This is a genomic window from Marinovum sp. E3 (assembly GCF_055755275.1).
Genome location: NZ_CM146908.1, coordinates 3,263,529 through 3,288,213, shown reverse-complemented (window position 1 = coordinate 3,288,213; position 24,685 = coordinate 3,263,529). Strand labels below are relative to the sequence as shown.

Here is a 24,685-nt window from a genome sequence, read left to right as displayed (position 1 = left end):
CCCGGTGGCGGATCAGAGGAAGCCGAGCTTCTTCATCAGATCGCCGATCACCTTTTCCTGGCCTTCGAGGAAGGCTTTGAACTCATCGCCGGGGTTGTGGATGTTGACCCAGCCGTTGCGGGCGCGCACGGCTTCCCATTCCGGGGTGTCGTACATCTTGGCGATGGCGTCCTGGTAGAGGGCGACCCTGTCTTCCGGCATGCCGGGGGCGCCAAAGAAGCCGCGCCAGTTGATGAAGGTGGTCTCGATGCCCTGTTCCTTCATCGTCGGCGCATCGGCGTAGGCGTCGACGCGTTCGTCGGAGGTGACGCCGATGATCTTGACCTCACCCGCCTCGGCCAGGGCCACGGCTTCGGAAAAGCCGGTCGACAGCGCCTTGATCTCGCCCGAGAGCAGCGCCGCCATGGCCTTGCCGCCGGCGTCATAGGGGATGTATTTGACGTTCAGCGCGTCCTTGCCGGCCGCTTCCATCACCATGGCCGCGACCAGGTGGTCCATGCCGCCGGGCACCGAACCGCCGCCGATGGCGGTGGCATTGGCATCGGCGTCGAAGGCCGCCAGCAGATCTTCCATATTGTCGATGTCGCTGTCGGCGTTGACCACCAGCGCCGCATAATCGCCGATGGTGCCGGCCACCAGCGTCAGGTCGCGGAAGTTGTGCGGGAAGACGCCGGTGAGCGAGCGGATGACGATCGGGGTCGAATTCACCATCAGCGTGTCATGCAGGCTTTCGGCGTTCTCGATCAGATAGCCGATCGCCTTGCCGCCACCGCCGCCAGACATGTTTTCGTAAGATGCGGTGCCTGCGAGACCCGCCTTGGTCAGCGCCTCGCCGGTGCCGCGCGCGGTGCCGTCCCAGCCGCCGCCGGCGCCGCCGGGGATCAGGAAATGCACCTTGTCGAGCACCTGGTGGCTTTCGGCCAGCGCCGACCCGGTGAATGCGACGGCCGCAGCCGCGGCCAGAAGGGCGCGACGGCCCAGTTCGAATGTCATAAGTTGTTCCTCCCGTTTGACGGCATGGCATATGCGCGTCATGTGAGAGGGGTTTGGTCCCGTAACCTGACACCAAGCTGACACGGGACGCGGAAGGGTAGGGAGCGGCGTGCGTTTTTTACTGATCGAGGACAATGCGCCGCTGGCGGCGGCGGTGGTCGACCGGCTCAGTCTCGACGGCCATGTCGTCGATCATGCCGGCGATCTCGAGACCGCGCGGGATTACGTGGCGACCACCTCTTACGATATGATTTTGCTGGATATTATGTTGCCGGACGGTGACGGAAGCAGCTTTCTCACCCACCTGCGGCTGACCGAGAACCGCACCCCCACCATCGTACTGACCGCCCGCTCGGAAATCTCGGACAGGATCAGCCTGCTCGATCTCGGGGCCGACGATTACATGGTCAAACCGATCGATTTCGCCGAGCTCGAGGCGCGGTGCCGGGCGGTGTTGCGGCGCCGGGGCAGCAGCGCCAGCAGCGTGCTGAGCCTCGGGGCGATTCGTTTCGATTCCGCCTCCGGCGTGCTGCATGTCGGCGCCGCCGCGACCCAGTTGCGCACCAGGGAGCTGCGGCTCTTTGAGGTTCTGATCAATGCGCCGGGGATGATCTTTTCCAAGCCGGCGTTGGTCGACCGGCTGTTTTCGTATGACGAGGAGGTCTCGGAAAACGCCATCGAGGTCTATGTGGCGCGGCTTCGCAAGCATCTGGCCGGCTCGGATGTGACCATCACCACCGTGCGTGGTCTGGGCTACAAGCTGGAGCAGACATGACCCGGCCGGTGGTCCAGGGCTCGATCCGCCGCCGGCTGCTGGTGCTGCTGCTCTGTGCCTCGGCGGTGCTGGCGGTACTGGTCTATTTCCTGGTGCAATCGGTGGCACGCCAGGTGGCGCAGCAGAGCCAGGACAATATCCTCACCGCGTCGGCGCTGTCGGTGATCGACAGCGCCCGGATCGTCGATGGCTCGGTCATGGTCGACCTGCCGTATGCCGCGCTCTCGATGCTCGACAGCATCACCGACGAGCGGGTGTTCTATGCGGTGCGGCTGGGGGACGAGCTGCTCACCGGCTATGCCGAGCTGCCGCGCCCGCCGCGGGTGGGCGCGCGGGGCACGGCGCAGCTCTCGGCGGAATTTCTGGGCGAGGCGGTGCGGATCGCCGCCGTCACGCGGCCCTTCGCCACCGATCTCGGCCGCAATGTGCTCGAGGTCAGCGTCGCCCAGACCTTGTCGGGCCAGCGCCAGACCCTGGCCTGGACCTCGCGGCTGTCGCTTGCCGTCGGTGCGGGGTTCTTTGCGCTGACCGTGGTGCTGGCGCTGCTGATCGCCCGCGCCACGATCCAGCCGCTCGACCGGCTGACCGCCTCGGTCTCGCGCCGCGGCCCGACCGATCTGCGCCCGGTAAACGCGCCGGTGCCGCAGGAAATGGCGCGCCTCGTGACCTCGCTCAACGGCTTCATGGCGCGGCTCGAAGCCTCGCTCAACCGGTCCGAGGATTTCATCGCCGAGGCTGCCCACAGGGTACGCACGCCGCTGGCGGTGGTGCGCACCAAGGCCGAGATCATCCAGCGCCAGATCCACAAACCCGAGAACCGCAAGGCCATGGCCGAGATGATCGAGGCGATCGACGAAAGCTCGCGGACCGCGGGGCAGTTGCTCGATCACGCCATGGTCTCGTTCCGGCTCGACAGCCTGCCGCGCGACAGGGTCGATCTCAGGGCGCTGATGCGCGACGCGGTGGAACGCATCCGCCCGGTGGCCGAGATCGCCGACATCGGGCTCGACATCCCCCATGCCGACCCGGCGACGATCAGCGGCGATGCCATCCTGCTGCAAAGTGCCGTCCGCAACCTGCTGGACAATGCCGTCAAATACAGCCCCGCCGACACCAGGATCGAGATCTCGCTGCGCCGCGACGCGCGGGCCGTCCGGCTCGAGGTGCGCGACGAGGGCCCCGGCTTTCCGCCGGGCACCAGCGCCGCCCTGACTGAACGTTTCGCGCGCGGCAGCAATGCCAAGGGCGTCATCGGCTCGGGACTCGGGCTGACCATCGTTCAGGATGTTGTCACCGCCCATGGCGGCCGGCTGCACCTCGATAATCAACACGGAGGCGGTGCATGCGCCAGTCTGCTCTTTCCCTTGCCCTGAGGTCTGTCCCGGCCGCGCTGCTGATGATCTGCGCCAGCCTGGCGGCGGCACTCGAGATCGAGGATCGCCGGCGTTTCGGCCCCGCGGATGCCGCGCGCAGCCTGCGCATCCTCTCGACCACCGACACCGCGATCTTTGCGCCGCGGATCGAGAGCTACCTTCGCACCGCGCCGGAGATCGGCATCGACTACATCGTCGCCAGTTCCACCGATGTGATGCAGGCCGCGACCGACGGGGGCGATGCCTATGACCTGGTGATTTCCAGCGCCATGGATCTTCAGACCAAGCTGGCCAACGATGGCCATGTGCAGCGCCACAGCTCCGAGGTGACGCGCGAGGTGCCGGCCTGGGCCAAGTGGAACGACATGGTCTTTGCCTTCACCCAGGAGCCGGCGGCGATTGTCGTATCCGACGCCGCCTTTGCCGCCGAGGGCATTCCGCGCAGCCGCCAGGACCTGATCGACGTGCTGCGCCGCAATCCCGAGCGGTTTCGCGGCAAAGTGGGCACCTACGACGTGCGCCAATCGGGTCTGGGCTATCTCTTCGCGACGCAGGAAAGCCGGGTGTCGGAAACCTACTGGCGGCTGACCGAGGTGATGGGCGGGCTTGGCGCGCGGCTCTATTGCTGCTCGTCGCAGATGATCGATGCGGTTTCCGGCGGCGATCTGTTCGTCGCCTACAACGTGCTGGGCAGCTATGCCTTGCAGCGCCAGGACCTGTCGGGGATCAGCATCATCCTGCCGTCGGATTTCACCACCATCATGCTGCGCACCGCCGTCATCCCGCAGGGCGCGCCGGAGCCGGAGCTGGCCGGCGATTTCGTCGATCACGTCCTGGCCCAGGCCTTTGGCCGCGATCCGCTGCTGTCGGTCGACCGCTGGCTGAGCAACAGCGAGATGGCGCTGAGCCGGATCAACCTCGGCCCCGGGCTGCTGGTCTATCTCGACCGGCTCAAACGCGCCGCCTTCGAGAACGAATGGACCAACGCGATCTTGCAGGAGTGAGGCGCGCGCGCCTGCGCCCGCCCGTCCCGGAGCCGCTCCGGGACCGCTTCGTCAGTGCCCACCGGGAGGCCCCGGATCAGGCCCGGGGCGGGCGCCGGCCCCCTCGCGCGTCAGGGCCTTGCGCATCTGATCGACGATCACTTCGGCCCCGAGCCGCGCGGCGTAGTCGCGTTCGATCCGGGCGCGGCCGGTGGCGCTGAGCCGTTGCGCAAGCTGCGGATCCCCGGCGATCCGGAGCAGCGCGGCGGCCAGGGCCGCAGGTGCTTTCGGCGGCACCAGCAGCCCCTCGACCCCATCGTCGATCAGCTCGGGCACGCCGCCGGCATCGGTGCCGATGGTGGGCACGCCGCAGGCGATCGCCTCCATGTAGGCCACGCCCAGCGGCTCGTGCCAGCTCGCCAGCGCAAAGACATGCGCGTCGAGCAGCTTGGCCTTCACCGCCGCCGCGTCGATCGCGCCCAGCAGGCGCACGTGTTCGCCCAGCCCGTGCTGCCGGATCAGCTGTTCCAGAACCAGGCGGAACCCGCTGCCGCCGGCGTCGTCTTGTCCGGCGATCTCGAGGCGGACGTCATGGCCGGCGGCGCGCAGCTGGCGCACCGCCTCGATCAGATCCTGATGGCCCTTGACCACGTTGAGCCGGCCGCAGGCAAAGACCCGCAGCGGCGCGCCGGGTTGCACCGGTTCGTAAGGCGTGTCGCGGCGCAGGTACTCGGTGTCGACCCCCATCGGCCGCAGGATCATCGGCGGCAGATCCGCAGGTTGTTCGGCCTGCATTTCGGCGATCAGCCTGCGGGTGATCACCGTGGCAAACCGGGCGTGCCGCCATTTGTAGCGCTGGCCCCGGCCGTAGTCGGAAAGCGGCCCATGCAACGTCAGCGAATAGCCCGGACCGCCCAGATGCCGCGCGAAAGCGGCGATCAGGGCACCCCGGGCACAGGAATGCACATGCACATGCGAAACCCCCTCGCGCCGACAATGATCGCGCAGTGCGTCGCCGGCGGCGGCGCAGATCAGCACGTCTTTCAGCACCGAGGTGCCGTCGCGCCCGACCTCGCGCAGGAGTTCGCCCCAGGGCAGCCGCGGCAGGACCCGGAGCGCCCGACGCAGCGAGACCTCGCCGAGATAGGTGGTCCGCGCCATCGCCGCCTGCGACCAGTCGTGGGCAATCAGTCCCGGTGGCGGGCGGCGGGTGGAAAACAGCACCGGCGCCACGCCCATCGCCTCGAGCGCGGCAATCTCGCGCCAGAAAAAGATATGTGTCTGCCCCGGAAACTGAGGCACTAGGTAACCGAGCTTTTGCGGCAGGGACATATGCACTTTCCACAGATTTTCTGCGCTGCATCATCGTTTGGCCACAGTTGCATGTATAGTCTGGATGCAGAACTTATTCGAACAAGAGGCCCTGCCGTGCCACCTGAGGCTTCTTTCGACCTGACCGTCGTCATTCCCGCACATGACGAGGCGGCTTGGATTCGGGCTTGCCTCGCCGCGGTTCTGGCGTCACGGGGGCCGATGCGGGCGCAGGTCGTGGTTGTGGCCAACGGCTGCCGGGACGCGACCGCCGATCTGGCGCGCGCGATGGGCCCCGGCTTTGACGCCCGGGGCTGGCGGCTCGACGTGCTGGAACTGGCCGAGGGCAGCAAGATTGCGGCGCTCAATGCCGGCGACGCGATTGCCGCGGCGCCGGTGCGTGCTTATCTCGATGCGGATGTGACGGTTTACGAGGACGTTTTGGGACAATTGGCAGAGCATCTGAGCGGCCCCGTGCCGGCCTATGGCAGTGGCACGCTGGAGATCGTCCAGCCGCGCAGCGCCGTCTCGCGGGCCTATGCCCGGGTTTATCGTCAGGTGCCCTTCATCGCCCGGGGCGTGCCGGGCTGCGGATTGTTCGCGGTGAACGCCGCGGGGCGCGCGCGCTGGGCCGACTGGCCGCCGATCATCTCTGACGACACCTTTGCCAGGCTGCATTTCAGCGCGGCCGAACGCCATGCCGTGCCGGGCCGCTATCGCTGGCCGCTGGTCGAGGGGTGGCGCGCGCTGGTGCGGGTGCGGCGGCGGCAGAACATCGGCGTGACTGAGATACGGCGGTTGTATCCGGCGCTGGCCGCCAATGACGAAAAACCGCCGCTGGGCGCCGCCGGCAAGCTGCGCCTGGCGCTGAACGATCCGGCGGGGTTTGCCGTCTATGCCGGCGTCGCCCTGGCCACCCGTCTTGGCACCGACAAGGGCTGGAGCCGGGGCCGATGATCGCGGTGATGCAGATATTCCGCGGCAGCTCGCTGACGGCCCGGGCGCTGCGTTCGGCGCTGTTCACCCTGGGCGGGTTCGGCAGCGCGCAATTGATCCGGCTGGCCTCGAACCTGATCCTGACACGGCTGCTGTTTCCCGAGGCTTTCGGCATGATGGCCCTGACGATGGTGTTTCTTCAGGGTTTGCAGATGTTTTCCGATGTCGGCGTCGCCCCCGCGATCCAGCAGAGCAAGCGCGGCGACGATGCCGATTTCCTCGACACCGCCTGGACCATCCAGGTGGTGCGCGGTTTCTGTCTCTGGCTGGCCGCCTGCGCTCTGGCCTGGCCGGTGTCGCAGATCTACGGCGAGCCGATGCTGCTGTTGCTCTTGCCCGCCATGGGGCTGACCCTGATCGTGCAGGGCTTCAACCCGACCAAGATGGAAACCGCCAACCGGCATCTGATGCTGGGTCGGGTGACGCTTCTGGATATCGCGACCCAGGTGATCGGCATCGTCACCGCGGTGGCGCTGGCCTTCTGGCTGCGCTCGGTCTGGGCGCTGGTCGTCTCGGGGCTGCTTTCGGCCCTGGTCCAGCTCTGGCTCAACACCGCCTTTCTGCCCGGGCGCCGCAACCACCTGCGCTGGGAAAAGCCGGCGGCGCAGGAGTTGATCCATTTCGGCAAATGGATCTTCCTGTCGACACTGGTGGGCTTTCTCTATCATCAGGGCGACAAGATCATCCTTGGCCGCTATCTGCCGATCGATCAGTTCGGCGTCTACAATATCGGCTTTTTCCTGGCCTCCTTTCCGATGCTGCTGGGGCTGATGATCACCCGCAAGGTGCTGATCCCGATCTATCGCGAAACCCCGCCTGGCGCCGATCCGGCGAATTTTGCCAAGCTGCGCAAGATGCGGGGTCTGGTCTCGACCGGGCTGATGGCGCTTCAGGCGGTGTTTGCCGCCTCGGGTGTCTGGCTTGTCGACCTGCTTTACGACCCGCGTTATGCTCTGGCCGGGCCGGTCGCCGTGGTGATCGCCATCGCGCAGATTCCGCTGATCGCGGCGCTGACCTATGACCAGGCTGCCGTAGCCGCAGGCGACAGCCGGCGTTTTTTCTTGCTTCAGGCGACGCGGGCCTGCCTGATGGTGACAGGACTGCTGGCCGGGCTGCAATTCGGCGGCTTGCTTGGGGCGCTGGCCGGGCAGGGGATCGCGATGATCGCGGTCTATCCGATGGTGGTGCGGCTGGCGCGCAAGATGCAGGCCTGGGATCCGCTGCATGACATGGTCTTTGCCGCTGTCGGTGTGGGGATCGCGCTGGGCGCCTGGATGATCAATGGCGACGCGATCCTGCGGCTGATGCCCGGGGTGATGCCGGCGGCACTGCCATGAGCGACAAGGGGAGGAAAACGCGATGACGCTTCAACCGGAAGGCGCCGCAATTTTACCTCAATTTGACTGTACCTCCGGGAGCCGGGGGCAAACGGGATTACCGGATGTCTGTTGATTACGACCTCGCATCCATAAGCGAGACTGATATTGCCATTGTCGGCATGGCCGCGCGCCTGCCCGGCGCCGCATCTGTCGATGCCTTCTGGGACAACCTGCGCAGCGGACGGTCCTCGATCACGCGGCTGAGCGACGCGGCGCTGCGCGAGGCCGGCGAAAGCCCGGGCCTGCTGCGCCATCGCAACTACGTGCCCTTTGCCGCGCCGCTCGACGGGTTCGCCGATTTCGACGCCGAGTTCTTTGGCCTGTCGCCCAAGGACGCGGCGATCATGGATCCGCAGCATCGCCAGTTCCTCGAATGCGCCTGGGAGGCGCTGGAAACCGCCGGCCGCATCCCGGAGCCAGACAGCGGCCCGGTGGGGGTTTTTGCCGGTTGCGGCATGGGCAGCTATTTCTACTTCAATCTCTGTTCCAACCCCGATCTGGTGGATCAGACCGGCATGTTCCTGCTGCGCCATACCGGCAATGACAAGGATTTCATGGCCACCCGCCTGAGCCATATCCTCGATCTCAAGGGCCCCTCGCTCAATCTCCAGACCGCCTGTTCCACCTCGCTGGTGGCGACACATTACGCCGCCCAGTCGCTGATCAACGGCGAATGCGACATGGCGCTGGCCGGCGGCGCCACGATCGAGCTGCCGCAAGGCCGGGGGTATCTCTACAAGGAAAACGAGATCCTCTCTCCCGACGGGCAATGCCATGCCTTCGATCACCGGGCGCAGGGCACGGTCTTCGGCTCGGGCGTCGGCGTGGTTGTGCTGCGGCGACTCAAGGATGCGCTGGCCGAGGGCGACCCGATCTGGGCCGTGATCAAGGGCTCTGCGGTCAACAACGACGGCGCCGCCAAGGCCGGCTACCTTGCGCCTTCGGTCGAGGGTCAGGCGGCGGCGATTGCCGAGGCGCAGGCAATGGCCGGGGTCAGCGCCGAGACCGTCGATTACGTCGAATGCCACGGCACCGGCACCTATCTGGGCGATCCCATCGAGGTGGCCGCCTTGACCCAGGCCTTCGAGGAAACCACCGACCAGACCGGCTTTTGCCGCATCGGATCGGTCAAGACCAACATCGGCCATCTGGATACCGCCGCCGGTGTGGCGAGCCTGATCAAGACCTCGTTGGCGCTGCACCACCGGGAAATTCCGCCGAGCCTCGGCTATGAGGCGCCCAACCCGTCGATCGATTTCGAAAACTCTCCGTTCCGCGTCAACGACCGCCTCTCGCCGTGGCAGAGCCACAAGGGTCCGCGCCGTGCCGGGGTCAATTCGCTGGGGGTCGGCGGCACCAACGCGCATCTGGTGGTGGAAGAAGCGCCCGAGCGTCCGGCCTCGGAGGAAAGCGACTGGCCGTTTCAGATCCTCACCGTCACCGGCCGCAGCAAGGCCGCGGTCGAGGCCAATGCCCGGCGCCTGGCCGCGCATCTGCGCGCCCACCCCGAGCAGACCCTGGCCGATGTGACCTATACCCTGGAAACCGGCCGGCGCAAGTTCGAGCACCGCCGGGTTCTGGTGGCCGAAAGCCACGACCAGGCCGCCGACCTGCTGGAAACGCTCGATCCGCGCCGGGTCTTTGCCCATAGCGCGCTCGATGCCACGCCCGAGGTGGTGTTCATGTTCCCCGGCGGCGGGGCGCAATATGCCGGCATGGCACGCGATCTCTACGAGACCGAGCCGGTCTTTGCCGACTGGATCGACCGCGGGCTGGCGATCCTTCAGCCGAAGCTCGACTACGACATCCGCGCGCTCTGGTTGCCGCGCGCGCAGGACCGGGCCACGGCCGACCAGCGGCTGACACGGCCTTCGGTGCAATTGCCGCTGATCATGATCGTCGAATACGCGCTGGCCAGGCTCTGGCAGAGCTGGGGCGTCACGCCGGCCGCGCTGGTCGGCCATTCGATGGGCGAAAACACCGCCGCCTGCTTCGCCGGGGTGATGTCCTTCGAGGATTGCATCGGTCTCGTCCACCTGCGCGGCCGGCTGTTCGACAGCGTGCCAGAGGGTGGTATGCTTTCGGTCTCGCTCTCGGCCGAGGCGTTGTCGCCCTACCTTGGCGCGGATCTCGACCTTGCTTCGGTCAACGCGCCCGAGCTTGCCGTCGCCTCCGGCCCGCAGGCGGCGCTCGAGGCCTTGCAGGCGCGGCTGACGGCAGAGGGCATCGACTGTCAGCGGGTCGCCATCGACATTGCGGCCCATTCCGCCATGCTCGACCCGATCCTCGACGACTTCCGCGCCTATCTGCAAGGCATTGCGCTGCGTCCGCCGCAGATCCCGATCATCTCCAACCGCTCCGGTCAGCCGCTCACCGACAAAGAGGCCACCGACCCCGACTATTGGGTCGGCCATCTTCGGAACACCGTTCGGTTCGCCGATTGCATCGGCACGCTGGCGCAGGGCCAGCCCCGGGTCTTTCTCGAAGTCGGACCGGGCAAGGCGCTGGCCTCGCTGGCCCGTCTGCATCCCGATCTGCCGGCCAATCAGGTGCTGGGCACTTTGCGCCATCCCGAAGACAGCATCGAGGATGACGCCTATTTCCTTGCCGCGCTCGGCCGTCTCTCGGCGCTGGGGGTCGCGGTCGACTGGGCGCAGATCTGGGGCGAGGCGCGGCGCAACCGCGTGGTACTGCCGACCTATGCCTTTCAGCATCAGACCTATTACATCGAGCCGGGGCAGGTACGCGAGAGCGGGGCCGAGCGTTTCCTCACCCGTTCCGACGAGATCGAGACCTGGGCCAGCCGCATGGCCTGGGTACCGGAACTGGCGGCCTGCGAAGTGGATGTCGAGGCCGAACTGCATCTGACCGCGCCGGAAACCTGGCTGATGTTCATGGATGACGCCGGCCTGGCGCGGCGCACCGCCGAGCGGCTGCGCGCCGCCAATCATACCGTGATCGAGGTCTGGCCCGGCGATGCCTTTGCCCGCTCGGACGACAGCGCTTACGTGCTGGCGCCGGAACGCGGCCGCGAGGGGTATGACCTCCTGATCCGCGATCTGATGGCGCGCGGCATGGTGCCGGGCCGGGTGGCGCATTTCTGGCTGGTCACCCGCGACGAGAGCCACCGCCCCGGCTCGTCCTATTTCCACCGGGTGCAGGAGCACGGGTTCTATTCGCTGCTGTTTCTCGCGCAGGCCATCGAAGAGGAAAACCTGCCCAAGCCGCTGCACATCACCGCGCTGACCAATGGCGCGGCCCGGGTGCGGCAAGAGGCGCTGCGCTGGCCCGAGAAATCGACGCTTGCCGGCCCGCTTCGGGTGATCCCGCGCGAGCTGCCCGGCGTGACCACCGCCATGATCGATCTCGAACTGCCCGAAGGCCGCGGCAGCAAGGACCGGCTCGACGCGCTGGCCCTGCATGTGCTCGAAGACCTGCTGGCGCCGCCGACGACCGCCGAAGCCGCGCTGCGCGGCGCGCGGCGCTTTGTCCGCGCCCCCCGGGCCCTGACGCTCGCGGCCGCGCCCGCGCCGCAGATCCGGGACGGCGGCAGCTACCTTATCACCGGCGGCTTTGGTGGCATCGGCCTCAGCATCGCCCGCCGGCTGGTGGCCGAGGGCGCGCGCCATATCGTTCTGGTGTCGCGCGGCGCACTGCCGGCACGCGACACCTGGGACCGGTATTGCAAGAGCCACGGGCCGCAGGACGCCACCGCTCGCCGGATCGAGGCGGTGCTGGCGCTCGAGGCGCAGGGCGCCGAGGTTCTGCTGGCCGAGGCCGACGTCAGCAACCTGCAACAGATGCAGGCCGTGGCCGCCGATGCCCGCGCCCGGTTCGGCGCGCTTCATGGCGTGATCCATGCCGCCGGCGTGGTCGATGATGCGCCGCTGCTGACCAAGACGCAGATCGGCATCGAAAACGTTCTGACGCCGAAGATCCACGGCACCAAGGTGCTGGCCGAGGTCTTTCCCGACGGCACGCTCGACTGGCTGGTGCTGTTTTCTTCCAGCTCCACCGTCACCGCCCCGGCCGGTCAGGTGGATTACGTCGCCGCCAATGAATACCTCAACGCCTTTGCCCAGGCTCGCCGCGACGGCAAGACCCGGGTGCTGGCGCTCAACTGGGGCATCTGGTCCGAGGTCGGCATGGCGGCCCAGGCCGTGGCGGAACGCACCGGCGATCTGCCGGAGCCGCCGCGCGAACCGGTCGGCCTGCCGCTGCTCGACATTGCCACCTTTGACGACACCGGTGCGCGGCTCTTCGAGGCGAACTGGCGGCCCGCCGAACGCTGGGCGCTCGATGAACACCGCACCCGCGACGGCCAGGCGCTGCTGCCCGGCACCGGCTATCTCGAGCTGGCCGCCGAGGCGCTGGCGGCGCAGGGCGAGACCGGGCCTTTCGCGATCCGCGACCTGACCTTCCTGCGGCCGCTTTATACCCCCGACGGCGCCGAAACCGAGGTGCGCCTCTACCTGCGCCGCTCCGACGCCGGCTATGCCATGCAGGTGCGCAGCGCCATTCGCCACGAGGGCCGCACCGGCTGGCAGCTTCATGCCGAGGCCGAGCTTGCGCTCCGGCCGCAGCCCGCGCCGCCGCCGGTCGACCTGGCCGCCATTCGCGCGCGCTGCGAGGGCGGGCATTTCAGCGATATCCCGCTGCGGTCGGCGCAGGAGATGCATCTTGATTTCGGGCCCCGCTGGCGGGTGCTGCGGGCCACGGCGCTGGGCGCCGGCGAGGGCATCGCCGATCTTGTTCTGCCGCCCGAGGCGCAGGAGGATGGCGCGCCGCTGCACCCGGCGCTGATGGATATTGCCACCGGCTGGGCGATGGAGCTGATCGCGGGCTACGACCGGGCGGCGCTCTGGGTGCCGATGTCCTATGGCCAGGTCCAGGTCTTTGGCCCGCTGCCGGAGCGGTTGGTGAGCTGGGTGCGCAACGCCGGGGCGAACAGGGCCACCGATCCCGTCGCCCGGTTCGACATTACCCTGACCGACGCGCAGGGCCATGTCTGCGCCGTCATCCAGGGCTTTTCGATCAAGCGGCTCGACGCCGGCGGGTTGGCCGCGGCGCCCCGGCCCACCGCCGCCGAGCTGCGCTTTGACCGGGCGCAGGACATCCAGCCGCTGTCGCCGGCCGAGGAACGCCTGCACCACAATCTGAGCCAGGGCATCCGCCCCGACGAGGGCGCCGAGGCCTTTCTGCGCGCCCTGGCGACCGATCTGCCGCAGCTGGTGGTCTCGTCGCTCGACCTGCCGGCGCTGATCGCTCAGGCGGGTGAGACCGGCGCGCCGCAAGGCTCGGGCCAGCAGTTCGAGCGCCCCGACCTCGACACCGATTTCGTGCCGCCGGAGACCGATATCGAACGCACCCTCGCAGGTTTCTGGCAAGAGCTTCTGGGGGTCAGCGAGATCGGTGCCGAGGACAATTTCTTCGATCTCGGCGGTCACAGCCTGATCGCCGTGCGGCTGTTCGCGATGATCAAGAAGACCTATCGCACCGAATTCCCGATCTCGGTGCTGTTCGAGGCGCCCACCATCCGCGCCTGCGCCGCGCTGATCGAGGCCCGCGTCGGCCCGCAGGAGGGCACGACAGCGCCACAGCGGACCGAAGAGGACCAACGCCGCTTTACCCATGTGGTGCCGATGCATGAAGGCGAGGGCAGCGACCGCACGCCGTTCTTCCTTGTCGCCGGCATGTTCGGCAATGTGCTCAACCTGCGCCATCTTGCCAATCTGATCGGCAGCGACCGGCCCTTCTATGGCCTTCAGGCGCGGGGACTTTATGGCGACGACCAGCCGCACCGCGATATCCGCGAGGCCGCCCGCGACTACATCGCCGAGCTGCGGCAGGTACAGCCGCGGGGCCCCTATCTGCTTGGCGGGTTCTCCGGCGGCGGCATCACCGCCTACGAGATGGCCCATCAGCTCGAGGCGGCGGGCGAGGAGGTGGCGCTTGTGGTCATGCTCGACACGCCCCTGCCGGTGCGCCGCGAGCTGACATTGAAGGACCGCGCGCTGATTCAGGTACAGGAGCTGCGGCGCGGCGGCGTGACCTATCCGCTGCGCTGGGCGGCGCGGCGCATCCGCTGGGAGTTCGACAAGCGGCGGCGCCCCGTGGCCGAAGCGGCGCCGGAGCACCAGTTCCACAATGCCGCCATCGAGGCGGCGTTCTACGAGGCCATCGCCCGCTATCCGCTGCGCGGTTGGACCGGAAATCTGCACCTGTTCCGGCCGCCGCTGCGGGGCAAGTGGCAGGTGTCGGGCGGGCGCCTGGTGGATGCCGACCGAGCCTATGTGCTGCCCGACAACGACTGGACGGGCCGGGTGCCGGGCCTCCAGGTCGAAGAGGTGCCGGGCACCCATGATTCCATGGTGCTGGAGCCCAATGTCCGCGTCCTTGCCGCCCGCATCCGCGCCGCGATCGAGGCGGCGGAAACGCCGACCCCTGTGTATGTCCCGAGTGAGAAAGCGGCGGAGTGACCATGAGCCAAGCGCGCCTGTTGTGTATCCTGTTGAATTATCGCACCGCCGAGCTGTGCCGCCGGGCTGCGCGCACGGCCGTGACGGCGTTGCAGGGGCTCGATGCCGAGCTGTTGATCGTCGACAATGACAGCGGCGATGGCTCTTTCGAGCAGTTGACCGCCTTCGTTGCCGCCGAGGGCTGGCCGCAGGTCCGGGTGATCTCGGCCGGGCGCAACGGCGGTTTTGGCGCCGGCAACAACCACGGCATGCGCGCCGGTCGCGACGATGGCCAGCCGGCCGATTACATCTATATCCTCAATCCCGATGCCTTCCCCGAGCCCGGGGCGATCCGGGTGCTGGCCGATTGGCTCGACAGCCATCCCGAGACCGGGATCGCCGGCAGCCTGATCCGGACCGAGGCCGGCGCACAGGAATATACCGCCTTCCGCTTTCCCTCGATTGCCGGCGAATTCGAACATTCGGTGCGCTTCGGCCCGGTCAGCCGTCTGCTGCACAAGGCCCGCGTGCCGATCGATCTGCCGGACCGGCCGCAGCCGGTCGACTGGCTGGCCGGGGCGTCGATGATGCTGCGCCGCGAGATGCTCGACCGGATCGGGCTGTTCGACGAGACCTTCTTTCTGTATTTCGAGGAAACCGATCTCTGCCTGCGCGCCGCGCGCGACGGCTGGCAGACGGTCTATCTGCCCGAAAGCCGCGTCACCCATATCGGTTCGGTCTCGACCGGCATGAAGCGCTGGGACCGGGTGCCGCGCTATTGGCTGGATAGCCGGCTGTATTATTTCACCAAGTCCCACGGCGCCGCCTATGCCGCGCTGGCCACGCTGACCCATGCCACCGGCGGGCTGATGTGGCGTCTGCGCAAGGTTCTGCAACGCAAACCCGACGCCGATCCGCCGCATTTTCTGCGCGATCTGGTGGCACATCATGTCCGTGCGCTGCTGTCCCGATCCGAACGCCGCGCCACGCCGCAACCCGCCAGGAGGCTGCCATGAGTGCATTCACCGCCATCGTCGTCGGAAACGACACGCTTACCCGCGCCTGCGCCGAACAGATGCTGGACCGGGGCCATGCCATCGCCGCGCTTGTCACCCGGTTGCCGGAGCTGCGGGCCTGGGCCGAAGCGCAGGGGGTGCGGGTCGAGACGCCGGGGAAGGAGCTGCCGGCCCGGCTGGAGGGGCTGGCCTGCGACTGGCTGCTCTCGATTGCCAATCTGGATGTCTTGCCGGCCGAAGTGCTGGCGCTGGCCCGCCGCGGCGCGGTGAATTTTCACGACGGCCCGCTGCCGCGTCATGCCGGTCTGAACGCGCCGGTCTGGGCGCTGCTGGCAGGTGAGGCGCACCATGGCATCACCTGGCACATGATCGCGGGCGGCATCGACGAGGGCGATATCCTGGTGACGCGCGAGATCGCGCTGGCCGCCGACGAGACCGCCCTGAGCCTCAACCTGAAATGTTATGCCGCCGGGGTCGAGAGCTTCCCCGCGCTGCTGGATCAACTGGCCGGCACGCCACAGCGTCAGCCGCAGGATCTGAGCCAGCGCAGCTATCACGGGCGGACCACCCGGCCCGAAGCCATGGGCCTGCTGCAATTCGACCGGCCGGCGGACAGGGTGGCGCGGATGGTTCGGGCGCTGGATCACGGCGATTATCCCAACCCGCTCTGCACTGCAAAGGTCAGGATCGCGGGCGAGGCCTATGCGGTTGGCCGGGCCCAGCCCGTCGCGGGGCAGGGGGCGCCGGGCGAGGTGCTGGCGGTGGCCGAGGCCCTGACCGTCGCCTGTGGCCAAGGTGCGGTGCGGCTGGCCGGGCTGCGGCGGATGGACGGCAGCGTTCCCGAGATCACGGCGCTTGCGAAGCCCGGCGACAGGTTGGCCCCTGTCGCGCCCGAAGAGGTGCAGGCGCTGACCGGTTTTGCCGAGGCGCTGGCCCCGGCCGAACCTTTCTGGCGCCGCGCCTTCGCCAGTTTCACGCCCGCGACCCTCGCCGGCGGTGGGCAGGGCGCCAGTGGCACCGAAGAGATCGCTTTCGACTGGCCGGAGGCGCTCGACCTGCAACAGAAGGCCGATCTTGTCCGGCACTGGGCGGCCCAGGCCAGCGGCATGCCCGACGCCGGGATTGCGCTGGTGCATGCCGGGCTTGAGACGCGCGGCGGATTGGCCCTGCCCTGGGTGCCGTTCCAGCGCGGCGATGACATCGCGCGGCTGCAAGCAAGACCCGCCGTGCCCGCCGATCTGGCGCTGCGCAGTCCGGAGATCCCGGCGCTGCGCCTGCCGGATGTGGCCTTTGCGCTGGACGTCCCCTCCGAGGCTCCGCTCACCGTCACCGCCGCCGGCAGGCTGGTCTTTGACCGCGCCCGGATCAGCCCCGCGATGGGCCGCATCCTCGCCGACCGTCTCGCCGCCATGGCCGAGGCCCGTATCCAGGGCGCGGCGCTGCCCGACATGCCGCCCGCCGAGCGCGATCTGGTGCTGTACGGCTGGAACCGGACCCAAGCCGATCATGACCGCAGCCTGACGATGCAGACCGCCTTTGAGGCGCAGGTCGCCCGCACGCCCGAGGCCACGGCGCTGGTGGTCGGCCGCGAAGAGATGAGCTACGCCGCGCTCAATGCCCGCGCCAATCGCGTCGCGCATGTACTGCGTGGCATGGGGGTCGGCCCCGGCACGCTGGTCGGGCTCTGTACCGCGCGCAACATCCATCTGGTGGTTGGCGCGCTGGCGATCCTCAAGGCCGGCGGCGCCTATGTGCCGATGGACCCCACCTATCCCGCCGACCGGCTCGCGCTTTACCTCGAAGACAGCGGCGCGCCGGTTGTGCTGACGGAACAGGCGCTGAAGGACCAACTGCCCGAGAGCGCCGCCCATGTGCTCACCCTGGACGCCGCTCCGGAGATCGAGACCGCGCCTTCGGACGACCCCGCGCCGCAGGCCAGCCCCGAGGATCTCGCCTATCTGATCTATACCTCCGGCTCCACCGGCCGGCCAAAGGGTGTCATGGTGGAACATCGCAATGTGGTGAACTTCTTTGCCGGCATGGATACCCGGATCGGCCGCGAGACGCCGGGCACATGGCTGGCGCTGACCTCGCTCAGCTTTGACATCTCGGTGCTGGAATTGTTCTATTCGCTGGCGCGCGGTTACAAGCTGGTGCTGGTCAACGAGGAACAGAAGCTCGAGACCACCCAGCCGGGCGAGGGCATGGACTTCAGCCTCTACTACTGGGGCAACGACGATGGCGTCGGCCGCGATAAATATCGCTCGCTTCTGGAAGGCGCGAAATTCGCCGATCAGAACGGCTTTTGCGCGGTCTGGACGCCGGAACGGCATTTCCACGCCTTCGGCGGGCCTTATCCCAACCCTTCGGTCACCGGCGCCGCCGTCGCGGGTGTCACGCAAAACATCGCCGTGCGCGCCGGCAGCTGTGTCGCGCCGCTGCATCATACCGCCCGGATCGCCGAAGAATGGGCGGTGATCGACAATCTCACCAATGGCCGCGCCGGGATGGCGATCGCCAGCGGTTGGCAGCCCGACGATTTCGTGCTGCGCCCCGAGAACACGCCGCCCGAGAACAAGCCCGCCATGCTGCGCCAGATCGAAGAGCTGCGCCGGCTCTGGGCCGGCGAGGCGGTGGAATATCCCAAGGCGGACGGCACCCTGCATGCGGTGGTGACGCAGCCGCGACCGGTGTCGAAAAAGCTGCCGATCTGGGTGACGACGGCAGGCAACCCGGCGACCTGGAAAGAGGCCGGCAAGATCGGTGCCAATGTGCTGACCCACCTGCTGGGCCAGACGGTCGAGGAAGTGGCGGGCAAGATCGCGCTCTACCATGACGCGCTGCGCGAGGCCGGGCATGATCCTGAGGAATTCACCGTCACGCTGATGCTGCACAGCTATGTCGCCGAAACCCGCGAGGCCGCGCGCGAGGTGGCCCGCGAGCCGATGAAGGACTACCTGCGCTCGGCCGCCGGGCTGATCAAGCAATATGCCTGGGCCTTTCCTGCCTTCAAGCGGCCCGAGGGGGCCAAGAACGCCTTCGACCTCTCGCTCGACGGGCTCACCGAGGAAGAGATGGACGCGATCCTCGATTTCGCCTTTCAGCGCTATTTCGAGGACTCGGGGCTTTTTGGCACGGTCGAGGATGCGGTGGCGCGGGTTGAGAGCCTGAAAGAGATCGGCGTGACCGAGGTGGCCTGCCTGATCGACTATGGCATTCCGGTCGACACCGTGTTGGCCGGGCTGCACCCGCTGGCCGAGGTGCTGCGGCGCTGCAATGCCGGGGTCGAGCGCGATTATTCCATTGCGGCGCAGATTGCCCGCCATGGCGTGACCCATCTGCAATGCACCCCTTCGACGATGCGTCTGTTGCTGTTGTCGCCGGAGACCCGCAAGGCGCTGGCCCAGGTCGAGCGGATCATGCTTGGCGGCGAGCCGCTGGCCGGGGCGCTGGTGGACGAGCTTCACGGGCTCGCCGACGCCCGGATCGAGAACATGTACGGGCCGACCGAAACGACGATCTGGTCGTCCACCGGCCCGGCCCGTGGCGGCGAAGCGATCTGTGGCATCGGCACGCCGATTGCCAACACACAGCTATATATACTTGATAACAAAGGAAACCCCGCGCCGGTTGGCGTTACCGGCACGCTTCATATCGGCGGCGAGGGGGTGACCCGCGGGTATTGGCAGCGCGCCGGGCTGACAGCGGAACGCTTTGTCGCGAACCCCTTTGCCGACGGTCGCCTCTATGACACCGGCGATCTGGCGCGTTGGCAGGCGGATGGCACGGTGGATTTCCTCGGCCGCGCCGACACCCAGGTCAAACTGCGCGGCTATCGGATCGAACTCGGCGAGATCGAGGCCCGGCTCGAGGCGATGGAAGGCGTGACGCAAGCGGTTGTAGTGGTGCAGGACGGCCAGACGCTGGTGGCCTTCCACGATGGCACGGCCCCGGCGGGTGCGCTGCGCCGGGCGCTGGCGGAGGCGGTGCCGGGGTACATGGTGCCGTCGCGGATCGAACATCTGGCGGAATTCCCGCTGACACCCAACCGCAAGGTCGACCGCAAGGCCTTGGCCGCGCGCGCACCAGCCGCCGCCCCTGCCGCCCCGGCCAAGGCGCCGCCGCCTGCGGCCGGTGCCGATGCAACGGCGGTTCAGGCGCAGGTGGCCGAGGTCTGGCAAAGCGTGTTGGGGCTGGGCGAGATCCCGGCGCAGGGCAACTTCTTCGACCTGGGCGGTCATTCGCTTCTGGCGGTGCAGGCGCATCGCGAGCTGCGCAGGGAGCTGGGGCTGACACGGCTCAGCATCGCCGATGTCTTCGGCTATCCGACCCTGACCGGCCTGGCGGCGCGCATTGCCGAAATCGGCGGTGCAAAACCGGCGGCCAGACCACGGCCCGAGCCGCAGCGGGCGCCGCCGCCGGCCAATGGGCAGACCGAGCCGCACAGCGAAGCGCCCCTGCCGGAGCACCCCGGTGCCGCGGCGCGGAAAGAAGCGATGGCCCGGCGTCGCGAGATGCGTGCGCGGCGGCAGGCGGGGTAAGCGCCGCCGGCCGCTGGCAGAACCGTGATGAGGCCGGTAATTACTTGGATTGTTTATGAAAAAGCCTGTCAGGAAACGGAGTGTTTCCGGAATTCCGGGCTGAAGTAGTGGCGAATTTTGGACAATTCGCCTAGATTGCAGATGGGGCAAATCACCGGGGCCTTCTGCCGACCTATTTCGGCAGGCGCGGCCGGCTCGGTCAGGTGAGCTGCCCCGCGCGGGGGCGCGTGTTGGAGCTAAAAGATGAACCAGTTGGGATCGTTTGCCGATCTGAGAAACGTGCTGCGCCGGCGGCTGCCCCTGATCATGTTGATCACGCTTGTGGGTTGTGCGCTGTCGATCCATTTCGCCCTGAGACAGCCCAAGGTCTATGAGGCGATTGCCGTCGCCCAGATCGAGGATGCCACCATCATTGACAGCCGTACCGGCCGCACCGATGCCGCCCATCGGCTGACGCTGATCGAACAGCGGATGATGGCCCGCGACAACGTGATCGAGATCATCGAGGATTTCGGCCTCTATGCCGATGAGGAAGACTCGATCGGCTACAAGGTGGCGCTGTTCCGCGAGGCTACCTCGATCATTCCGGTGATGGACAGCACCCAGCCCTGGCTGACCAACGGCAGCCCCACCGGCCTGACCATCCGCGTCGCCATGTCCGATCCGGAACAGGCGGCGGATGTGGCCAACGAGCTTTTGGCACGGGTGGTCGATCAGGGCCGCTCGCAACAGGAGAGCCAGACCGAACAGGCGCTTGTGTTCTTCAGCGGCGAGGAACAGCGGCTCACGGCCGAGATCATCGCGCTCGAAGAGCGGCTGGCCCGGTTCAAGCAGGAGAATGCCGACAGCCTGCCGTCGGTGATTACCGGCCAGCGCAGCCGGCTCGACACCCTGCGGCAGACCGAGCTCGATATCGAACGCGACATCATTCAGCTTCAGACCAGCGCGCGGCGGTCGCGTGAAGGCGTGCTCGAGGCGCAGATCGCCCAGCTCGCCGAGCAGCGCCGGCTGGTGCAGGAGCGCATCGCCGTGGTCGAGGCGGCGCTGAGCAACAGCCCGCAGGTCGAGCAGGAGCTGAACGCGCTCGATCGTGAGCTGACCCAGCTGCGCGATCAGCTGAGCCAGATCACCGCCAGCAAGGTCAAGGCCGAGACCGATCGGACCTTGCAGCAGCAAAAACAGACCGAGCGGTTCGAGGTACTGGAAACCGCGCTGGTGCCCGAATACCCGGTGTCACGCAGCCGCAAGAAGACGGCGTTCATGGGCGGCGTGGCCAGCATCGTCTTTGGTGTCGGCCTGGCTCTGATCCTCGAGATCATGAACCCCGCGATCCGCAACGCGACCCAGCTTGAACGCGCGCTTGGCATTCAGACGGTGGTGTCGATCCCGGTCGTCCAGACGCAGCGCGAACAGCGAATGCGCAATGTCATGATCCTGGGGTGGCTGTTGGGGATGCTGGCGCTGGTCCCGGCGGCGCTGCGGGTGATCAACGACCGATGGCCCAATATCAACCCTTTTGACACGGGCGAACGCCAGGCGGCCCGGCTCTGACCCCCAGCCCCGCGCGGCGCGGTCTCAGTAGCTGTAGATCTGCGCTGCCTCGCCTTCGGAGCGGTTGAGCACGACGCCAAGCAGCGGCGTCTCGGTGCCGAGCCTGCGCTCGACATCGCGGACCTGCTGCGGCTTGGTGATGCCGCCGCCGACAACGAGGATGATGCCGTCGAACAGCGGCCGCGCGGCCAGCACATCGTCATTGACCAGCGCCGGCGGCATATCGAACAGCACCACATCGGGCGCAAGCGCCACTTCCATCCCGCTCAGCACCGCGGCAGTGTCGGGGTCTTGCAGCAATTCCGCGGCATAGGGTTCACGCCGGGCATTGACGCCGAAAGCCACCTGATCGCCGATCTTGAAGTCGTTTTCCGCCGGGCGGCGCAGCAGATCGCCGAGCGGCAGGTTGCCGCGCAGAAAGGCCGGAAGGTCTGGCGCATCGGGGATATTCAGAACCTTGTCGAGCGTCGGGTGACGCATGTCGAGATCCAGCAGAACCGAGCGGCAATTGCTCTGCCGCGACAGCGAAATCGCCAGGTTGGCGGCGAGGAAGGTCTTGCCGCAGCCTTCGGTGGGCGAGGTGATGGCGACGCGGGTCCAGCCATTTTCGCGCAGCGCCCGCAGGAGCTTGGTGCGCAAGACGTCAAAGGCCGAATGCACCGGGTCTTCGCGGGTGGCGGTGATGATGCGATTGCGCTCGAGCTTGCGGGCATTGACGTGAAAGCTCGGCAGCGCCGCCCAGGCCCCGGGTTCTCCGCGTTTGCGGCGGGGGGGCGGGGCGGGCTCCGTTGGCTGATCGGGCTCCGGCGCCTCAACGGCAGGGGCCGGGGCCGGCTCTGGTGCGGGCTCTCGCGGCGCGACGGCGGGCCGCGCGTCTTTCGCGGGCGCTCTGGGCTTGGCCTCGGGCGAGGGCGCCGCTTCAGATGTACGCTCTGCCTCGGATCTGACGTCCGCCGGTGTGGGTGTTTCCGGTGGCGTCAGCTCTTCCGGCTCCAGCGGCGTTTCGCGTTCGGGCGCCAGGTGGATCGGCCCGGTCAGCGCCGGTTTCGGCGCCGGTCCTCCGGCCTCGCGCGATGCGCGTTTCTTCCTCGTCCAGCGTTTTTCCATGATCAATCGCTCTTGCCCCGGCGGGGTCCGATGTGTCCCGCCTTGTCACTCTCCGGCAGCAAACACCGAAAATCAGGCAGAAATAAGCCTATTCCTTGGACCTTCTCAGAAACCAAAGAGGTTGGCCCCGGTGATTGCCTTGTCCACGAACCTCGCACGGTCGGCCTCGGGCTGCCAGCCCAGCAGGCGCTTGGGCTTGGCATTGTCGAAAGGCGAGAGATGCGCCCGGCTCTTCCAGTCGCGCAACGAGGCGCGGAGTGCGTCCCGGCGACCCAGGGCATGCCGTTTCAGCCGGTATTTCACTGCATCCGCCGCCCAGAACAGGTGCAGATTGCCTGGCTTCACCGCGATCCGCGCGCCGGTGGCCTGATGGATCGCGTCGAAATAATCGCGCGCGCTCATCATCGGCTCGCCCACCAGAGTAAAATCTTCGCCCACCGCCTCGGGGTGTTCGCCCATGGCGATCAGCCCGTCGCAGACGTCGTCGATCAGCACGAAGGGCAGGATATTGTGCCCCTTGCCCCAGATCCGCACCGCGCCGGCGCCATGCCAGCGCCCGATCCCCCAGTGCTGCAAGGGTCCGCCGGGGCCGACGACGATACCGGGCCGGGCGATGGTGACCGGCAGGCCGCTGTCGCGATGCATCTGCATCAGCCGGCGTTCGCATTCCGCCTTGGACCGGGCGTAGAGGTTGCGGTCTGCCATGTCGGCGCCAAAGCCGGTGGTCTCTGTGATCGTCTGGCCCGGATCGGACATGTCATACGAGGCGATGGTGCCGGTATAAACCAGCCGCTTGACCCCCGCCGCCTGCGCCGCCTCGGCTACGCGCAGGGCGACACCCACGTCGTTCTCGAGCGCGGCCGCCCAGGTGGTTTCGAGCGCGCGGGCGAGGTTGTAGACCACTTCGATCCCTTCCATCGCCGCCCGCAATCCGGCGTCATCCTTGAGCGAAACCGCCACCGTCTCGACCTGATCCGGCAGGTCGCCAAATGGCCCGTTACGCCCGCGCGACAGCACCCGCACATCGGTGCCCCGCGCCACAAGCGCCCGGGTCAGGTGTCGGCCGATAAAGCCGGTGCCGCCGATCACCAGCGCCCTGGGCTGCGGATCGCGGGTTCTGGCGGGCAGATTCGGGCCGACCAGCGCGGGCAGCCTGTCCAGCGTCGCATCGATCGCCCGGGTGACCGTCAGCGCGGCTTCGGGGCCAAAGCGTGCATCGACCGGCGTGCCGCTTTCGGCGGCAGCATAAAAGGCCCGGACAAGGCCCTGAAACGATAGCGCATAAGGTTGCTTGCGGTTCAGCGACAGCATCTGCCGCGTGCCGTTCACCATACCTTCGCGCAGCGCCTGACCGGCGAGACCCATCTGCCGCAGAAAGGGGTTGGCGACGATATCGGCGGTGTTGTCGCGGCTCACCTGCAACGTGTCATTGGCGTAATCCAGCCGCGCCATGGCAGAGGAACCCCGGATCGTGACCGAGCGGTCATCCATGATCTCGACCAGCGAGATGTTGAACGCCAGATCCACCGAGCCGGCCCGCGCCAGTATCCGCCAGACCTGCGGTCTCTCGCCCATGCCGGGCAATGCTACCGGCTTGGCGACATCGAGAAACACCACCTCGACCGGGCCAAAGAGATCGACGGCGAAAGCGAAGAGATGCGGCCCCAGCTCCTTGAGCAGATTGCCCGGCTCGCGCAGGAGCCAGAGGCCGTATGGCCCCGAGCGCAGTGGCGGCAGCGGGAAATGCCAGTTGATCTCGGCCTGTGCCACACGGCCCAGCGCGCCGGAGCGGAGCATGGATTTCAGACGCGCATAGCTCGGTACGCCGAGGAAATTGTGGCCGGCCGCCAGGATCTTGCCCGAGGCCTCGGCCGCCCGCGCCATCTCTTCCATGTCCGATACCGAAAGCGCGACCGGCTTTTCCACCAGGCAATGCAGCCCGCCCTCCAGGCATTGCACCGCCAGCGATGTGTGCAGCTGCGGCGGGGTGCAGATATGTACGGCGTCGACCACGCCGGCCGCGATCATCTCGTCGACGGAGGTGAAGACCTGCGCGCCATGTGCTGCCGCCAGCGCGCCTGCCGCATCGGCCGAAAGATCGCAGACCGCCGTCAGCCTGGCGGCGCCGGTCATCTTTACCGCATCCGCATGCCAATCCGCGATGTAGCCCGCGCCGATAATACCTGTTCTCAAAACCATTAC

Annotated in this window: 13 protein-coding genes; 9 read left to right on the top strand and 4 right to left on the bottom strand. The window is 67.5% G+C overall.

Annotated features, from left to right (window positions below):
• Positions 1-12: 12 nt before the first annotated feature.
• Positions 13-993 carry a tripartite tricarboxylate transporter substrate binding protein gene (locus AC0J5K_RS16110; protein WP_048533361.1) on the bottom strand — a complete coding sequence of 327 codons (981 nt, stop codon included), beginning with the start codon at positions 991-993 and terminating at the stop codon, positions 13-15.
• Between the two features lie 109 nt (positions 994-1,102).
• Here AC0J5K_RS16110 and AC0J5K_RS16105 point away from each other — a divergent pair, with 109 nt between their 5' ends.
• From AC0J5K_RS16105 to AC0J5K_RS16095, 3 genes are read left to right on the top strand one after another with little or no spacing between them, the layout of a single operon-like run.
• Positions 1,103-1,768, top strand: a complete 666-nt coding sequence (locus AC0J5K_RS16105) for a response regulator transcription factor (protein ID WP_048533360.1) — start codon at positions 1,103-1,105, stop codon at positions 1,766-1,768.
• Positions 1,765-3,141: a sensor histidine kinase gene (locus AC0J5K_RS16100; RefSeq protein WP_048533359.1), complete on the top strand. Its 1,377-nt coding sequence runs from the start codon at positions 1,765-1,767 to the stop codon at positions 3,139-3,141. The genes AC0J5K_RS16105 and AC0J5K_RS16100 overlap by 4 nt, the downstream gene beginning before the upstream one ends.
• Positions 3,111-4,145 (top strand): ABC transporter substrate-binding protein, encoded by a 1,035-nt coding sequence (locus AC0J5K_RS16095; protein ID WP_274565760.1) that lies wholly within the window; start codon positions 3,111-3,113, stop codon positions 4,143-4,145. The genes AC0J5K_RS16100 and AC0J5K_RS16095 overlap by 31 nt, the downstream gene beginning before the upstream one ends.
• A 51-nt stretch (positions 4,146-4,196) precedes the next feature.
• On the opposite strand, the gene epsE is transcribed toward AC0J5K_RS16095, so the two are convergent.
• On the bottom strand, positions 4,197-5,456 hold the full coding sequence (epsE, locus tag AC0J5K_RS16090; RefSeq protein WP_074836082.1) for an exopolysaccharide biosynthesis GT4 family glycosyltransferase EpsE: 1,260 nt from the start codon (positions 5,454-5,456) through the stop codon (positions 4,197-4,199).
• A gap of 96 nt (positions 5,457-5,552) precedes the next feature.
• Here epsE and AC0J5K_RS16085 point away from each other — a divergent pair, with 96 nt between their 5' ends.
• The 6 genes from AC0J5K_RS16085 (at position 5,553) to AC0J5K_RS16060 (ending at position 21,376) form a co-directional block, all read left to right on the top strand.
• A complete protein-coding gene (locus tag AC0J5K_RS16085; RefSeq protein ID WP_244526462.1) occupies positions 5,553-6,392 on the top strand; it encodes a glycosyltransferase family 2 protein in 840 nt (279 codons plus the stop codon).
• Between the two features lie 8 nt (positions 6,393-6,400).
• A complete protein-coding gene (locus AC0J5K_RS16080) occupies positions 6,401-7,768 on the top strand; it encodes an oligosaccharide flippase family protein (protein WP_244526461.1) in 1,368 nt (455 codons plus the stop codon).
• Between the two features lie 104 nt (positions 7,769-7,872).
• Complete coding sequence (locus AC0J5K_RS16075; protein WP_274565761.1) at positions 7,873-14,289, top strand: type I polyketide synthase; 6,417 nt, start codon at positions 7,873-7,875, stop codon at positions 14,287-14,289.
• A 2-nt stretch (positions 14,290-14,291) separates the two neighbouring features.
• Positions 14,292-15,284 carry a glycosyltransferase family 2 protein gene (locus tag AC0J5K_RS16070; protein WP_274565762.1) on the top strand — a complete coding sequence of 331 codons (993 nt, stop codon included), beginning with the start codon at positions 14,292-14,294 and terminating at the stop codon, positions 15,282-15,284.
• A complete protein-coding gene (locus tag AC0J5K_RS16065; RefSeq protein ID WP_274565763.1) occupies positions 15,281-19,825 on the top strand; it encodes a MupA/Atu3671 family FMN-dependent luciferase-like monooxygenase in 4,545 nt (1,514 codons plus the stop codon). The genes AC0J5K_RS16070 and AC0J5K_RS16065 overlap by 4 nt, the downstream gene beginning before the upstream one ends.
• A 243-nt stretch (positions 19,826-20,068) precedes the next feature.
• Positions 20,069-21,376, top strand: a complete 1,308-nt coding sequence (locus tag AC0J5K_RS16060; RefSeq protein ID WP_274565764.1) for a GumC family protein — start codon at positions 20,069-20,071, stop codon at positions 21,374-21,376.
• Between the two features lie 24 nt (positions 21,377-21,400).
• Here AC0J5K_RS16060 and AC0J5K_RS16055 read toward each other — a convergent pair whose 3' ends face one another.
• Together AC0J5K_RS16055 and AC0J5K_RS16050 are read right to left on the bottom strand one after the other, a co-directional pair.
• A complete protein-coding gene (locus AC0J5K_RS16055; RefSeq protein WP_083415999.1) occupies positions 21,401-22,483 on the bottom strand; it encodes a CpsD/CapB family tyrosine-protein kinase in 1,083 nt (360 codons plus the stop codon).
• 105 nt (positions 22,484-22,588) lie between these two features.
• A complete protein-coding gene (locus tag AC0J5K_RS16050) occupies positions 22,589-24,682 on the bottom strand; it encodes an NAD-dependent epimerase/dehydratase family protein (protein WP_274565765.1) in 2,094 nt (697 codons plus the stop codon).
• Positions 24,683-24,685: the final 3 nt, after the last annotated feature.

Bases quoted from the DNA above. Each gene is read 5' to 3' on its own strand.
- AC0J5K_RS16110 (WP_048533361.1), bottom strand. From the start codon at position 993: ATGACATTCGAACTGGGCCGTCGCGCCCTTCTGGCCGCGGCTGCGGCC.
- AC0J5K_RS16100 (WP_048533359.1), top strand. From the start codon at position 1,765: ATGACCCGGCCGGTGGTCCAGGGCTCGATCCGCCGCCGGCTGCTGGTG.
- AC0J5K_RS16095 (WP_274565760.1), top strand. From the start codon at position 3,111: ATGCGCCAGTCTGCTCTTTCCCTTGCCCTGAGGTCTGTCCCGGCCGCG.
- epsE (WP_074836082.1), bottom strand. From the start codon at position 5,456: ATGTCCCTGCCGCAAAAGCTCGGTTACCTAGTGCCTCAGTTTCCGGGG.
- AC0J5K_RS16080 (WP_244526461.1), top strand. From the start codon at position 6,401: ATGCAGATATTCCGCGGCAGCTCGCTGACGGCCCGGGCGCTGCGTTCG.
- AC0J5K_RS16075 (WP_274565761.1), top strand. From the start codon at position 7,873: ATGTCTGTTGATTACGACCTCGCATCCATAAGCGAGACTGATATTGCC.
- AC0J5K_RS16070 (WP_274565762.1), top strand. From the start codon at position 14,292: ATGAGCCAAGCGCGCCTGTTGTGTATCCTGTTGAATTATCGCACCGCC.
- AC0J5K_RS16065 (WP_274565763.1), top strand. From the start codon at position 15,281: ATGAGTGCATTCACCGCCATCGTCGTCGGAAACGACACGCTTACCCGC.
- AC0J5K_RS16060 (WP_274565764.1), top strand. From the start codon at position 20,069: ATGAACCAGTTGGGATCGTTTGCCGATCTGAGAAACGTGCTGCGCCGG.
- AC0J5K_RS16055 (WP_083415999.1), bottom strand. From the start codon at position 22,483: ATGGAAAAACGCTGGACGAGGAAGAAACGCGCATCGCGCGAGGCCGGA.
- AC0J5K_RS16050 (WP_274565765.1), bottom strand. From the start codon at position 24,682: ATGGTTTTGAGAACAGGTATTATCGGCGCGGGCTACATCGCGGATTGG.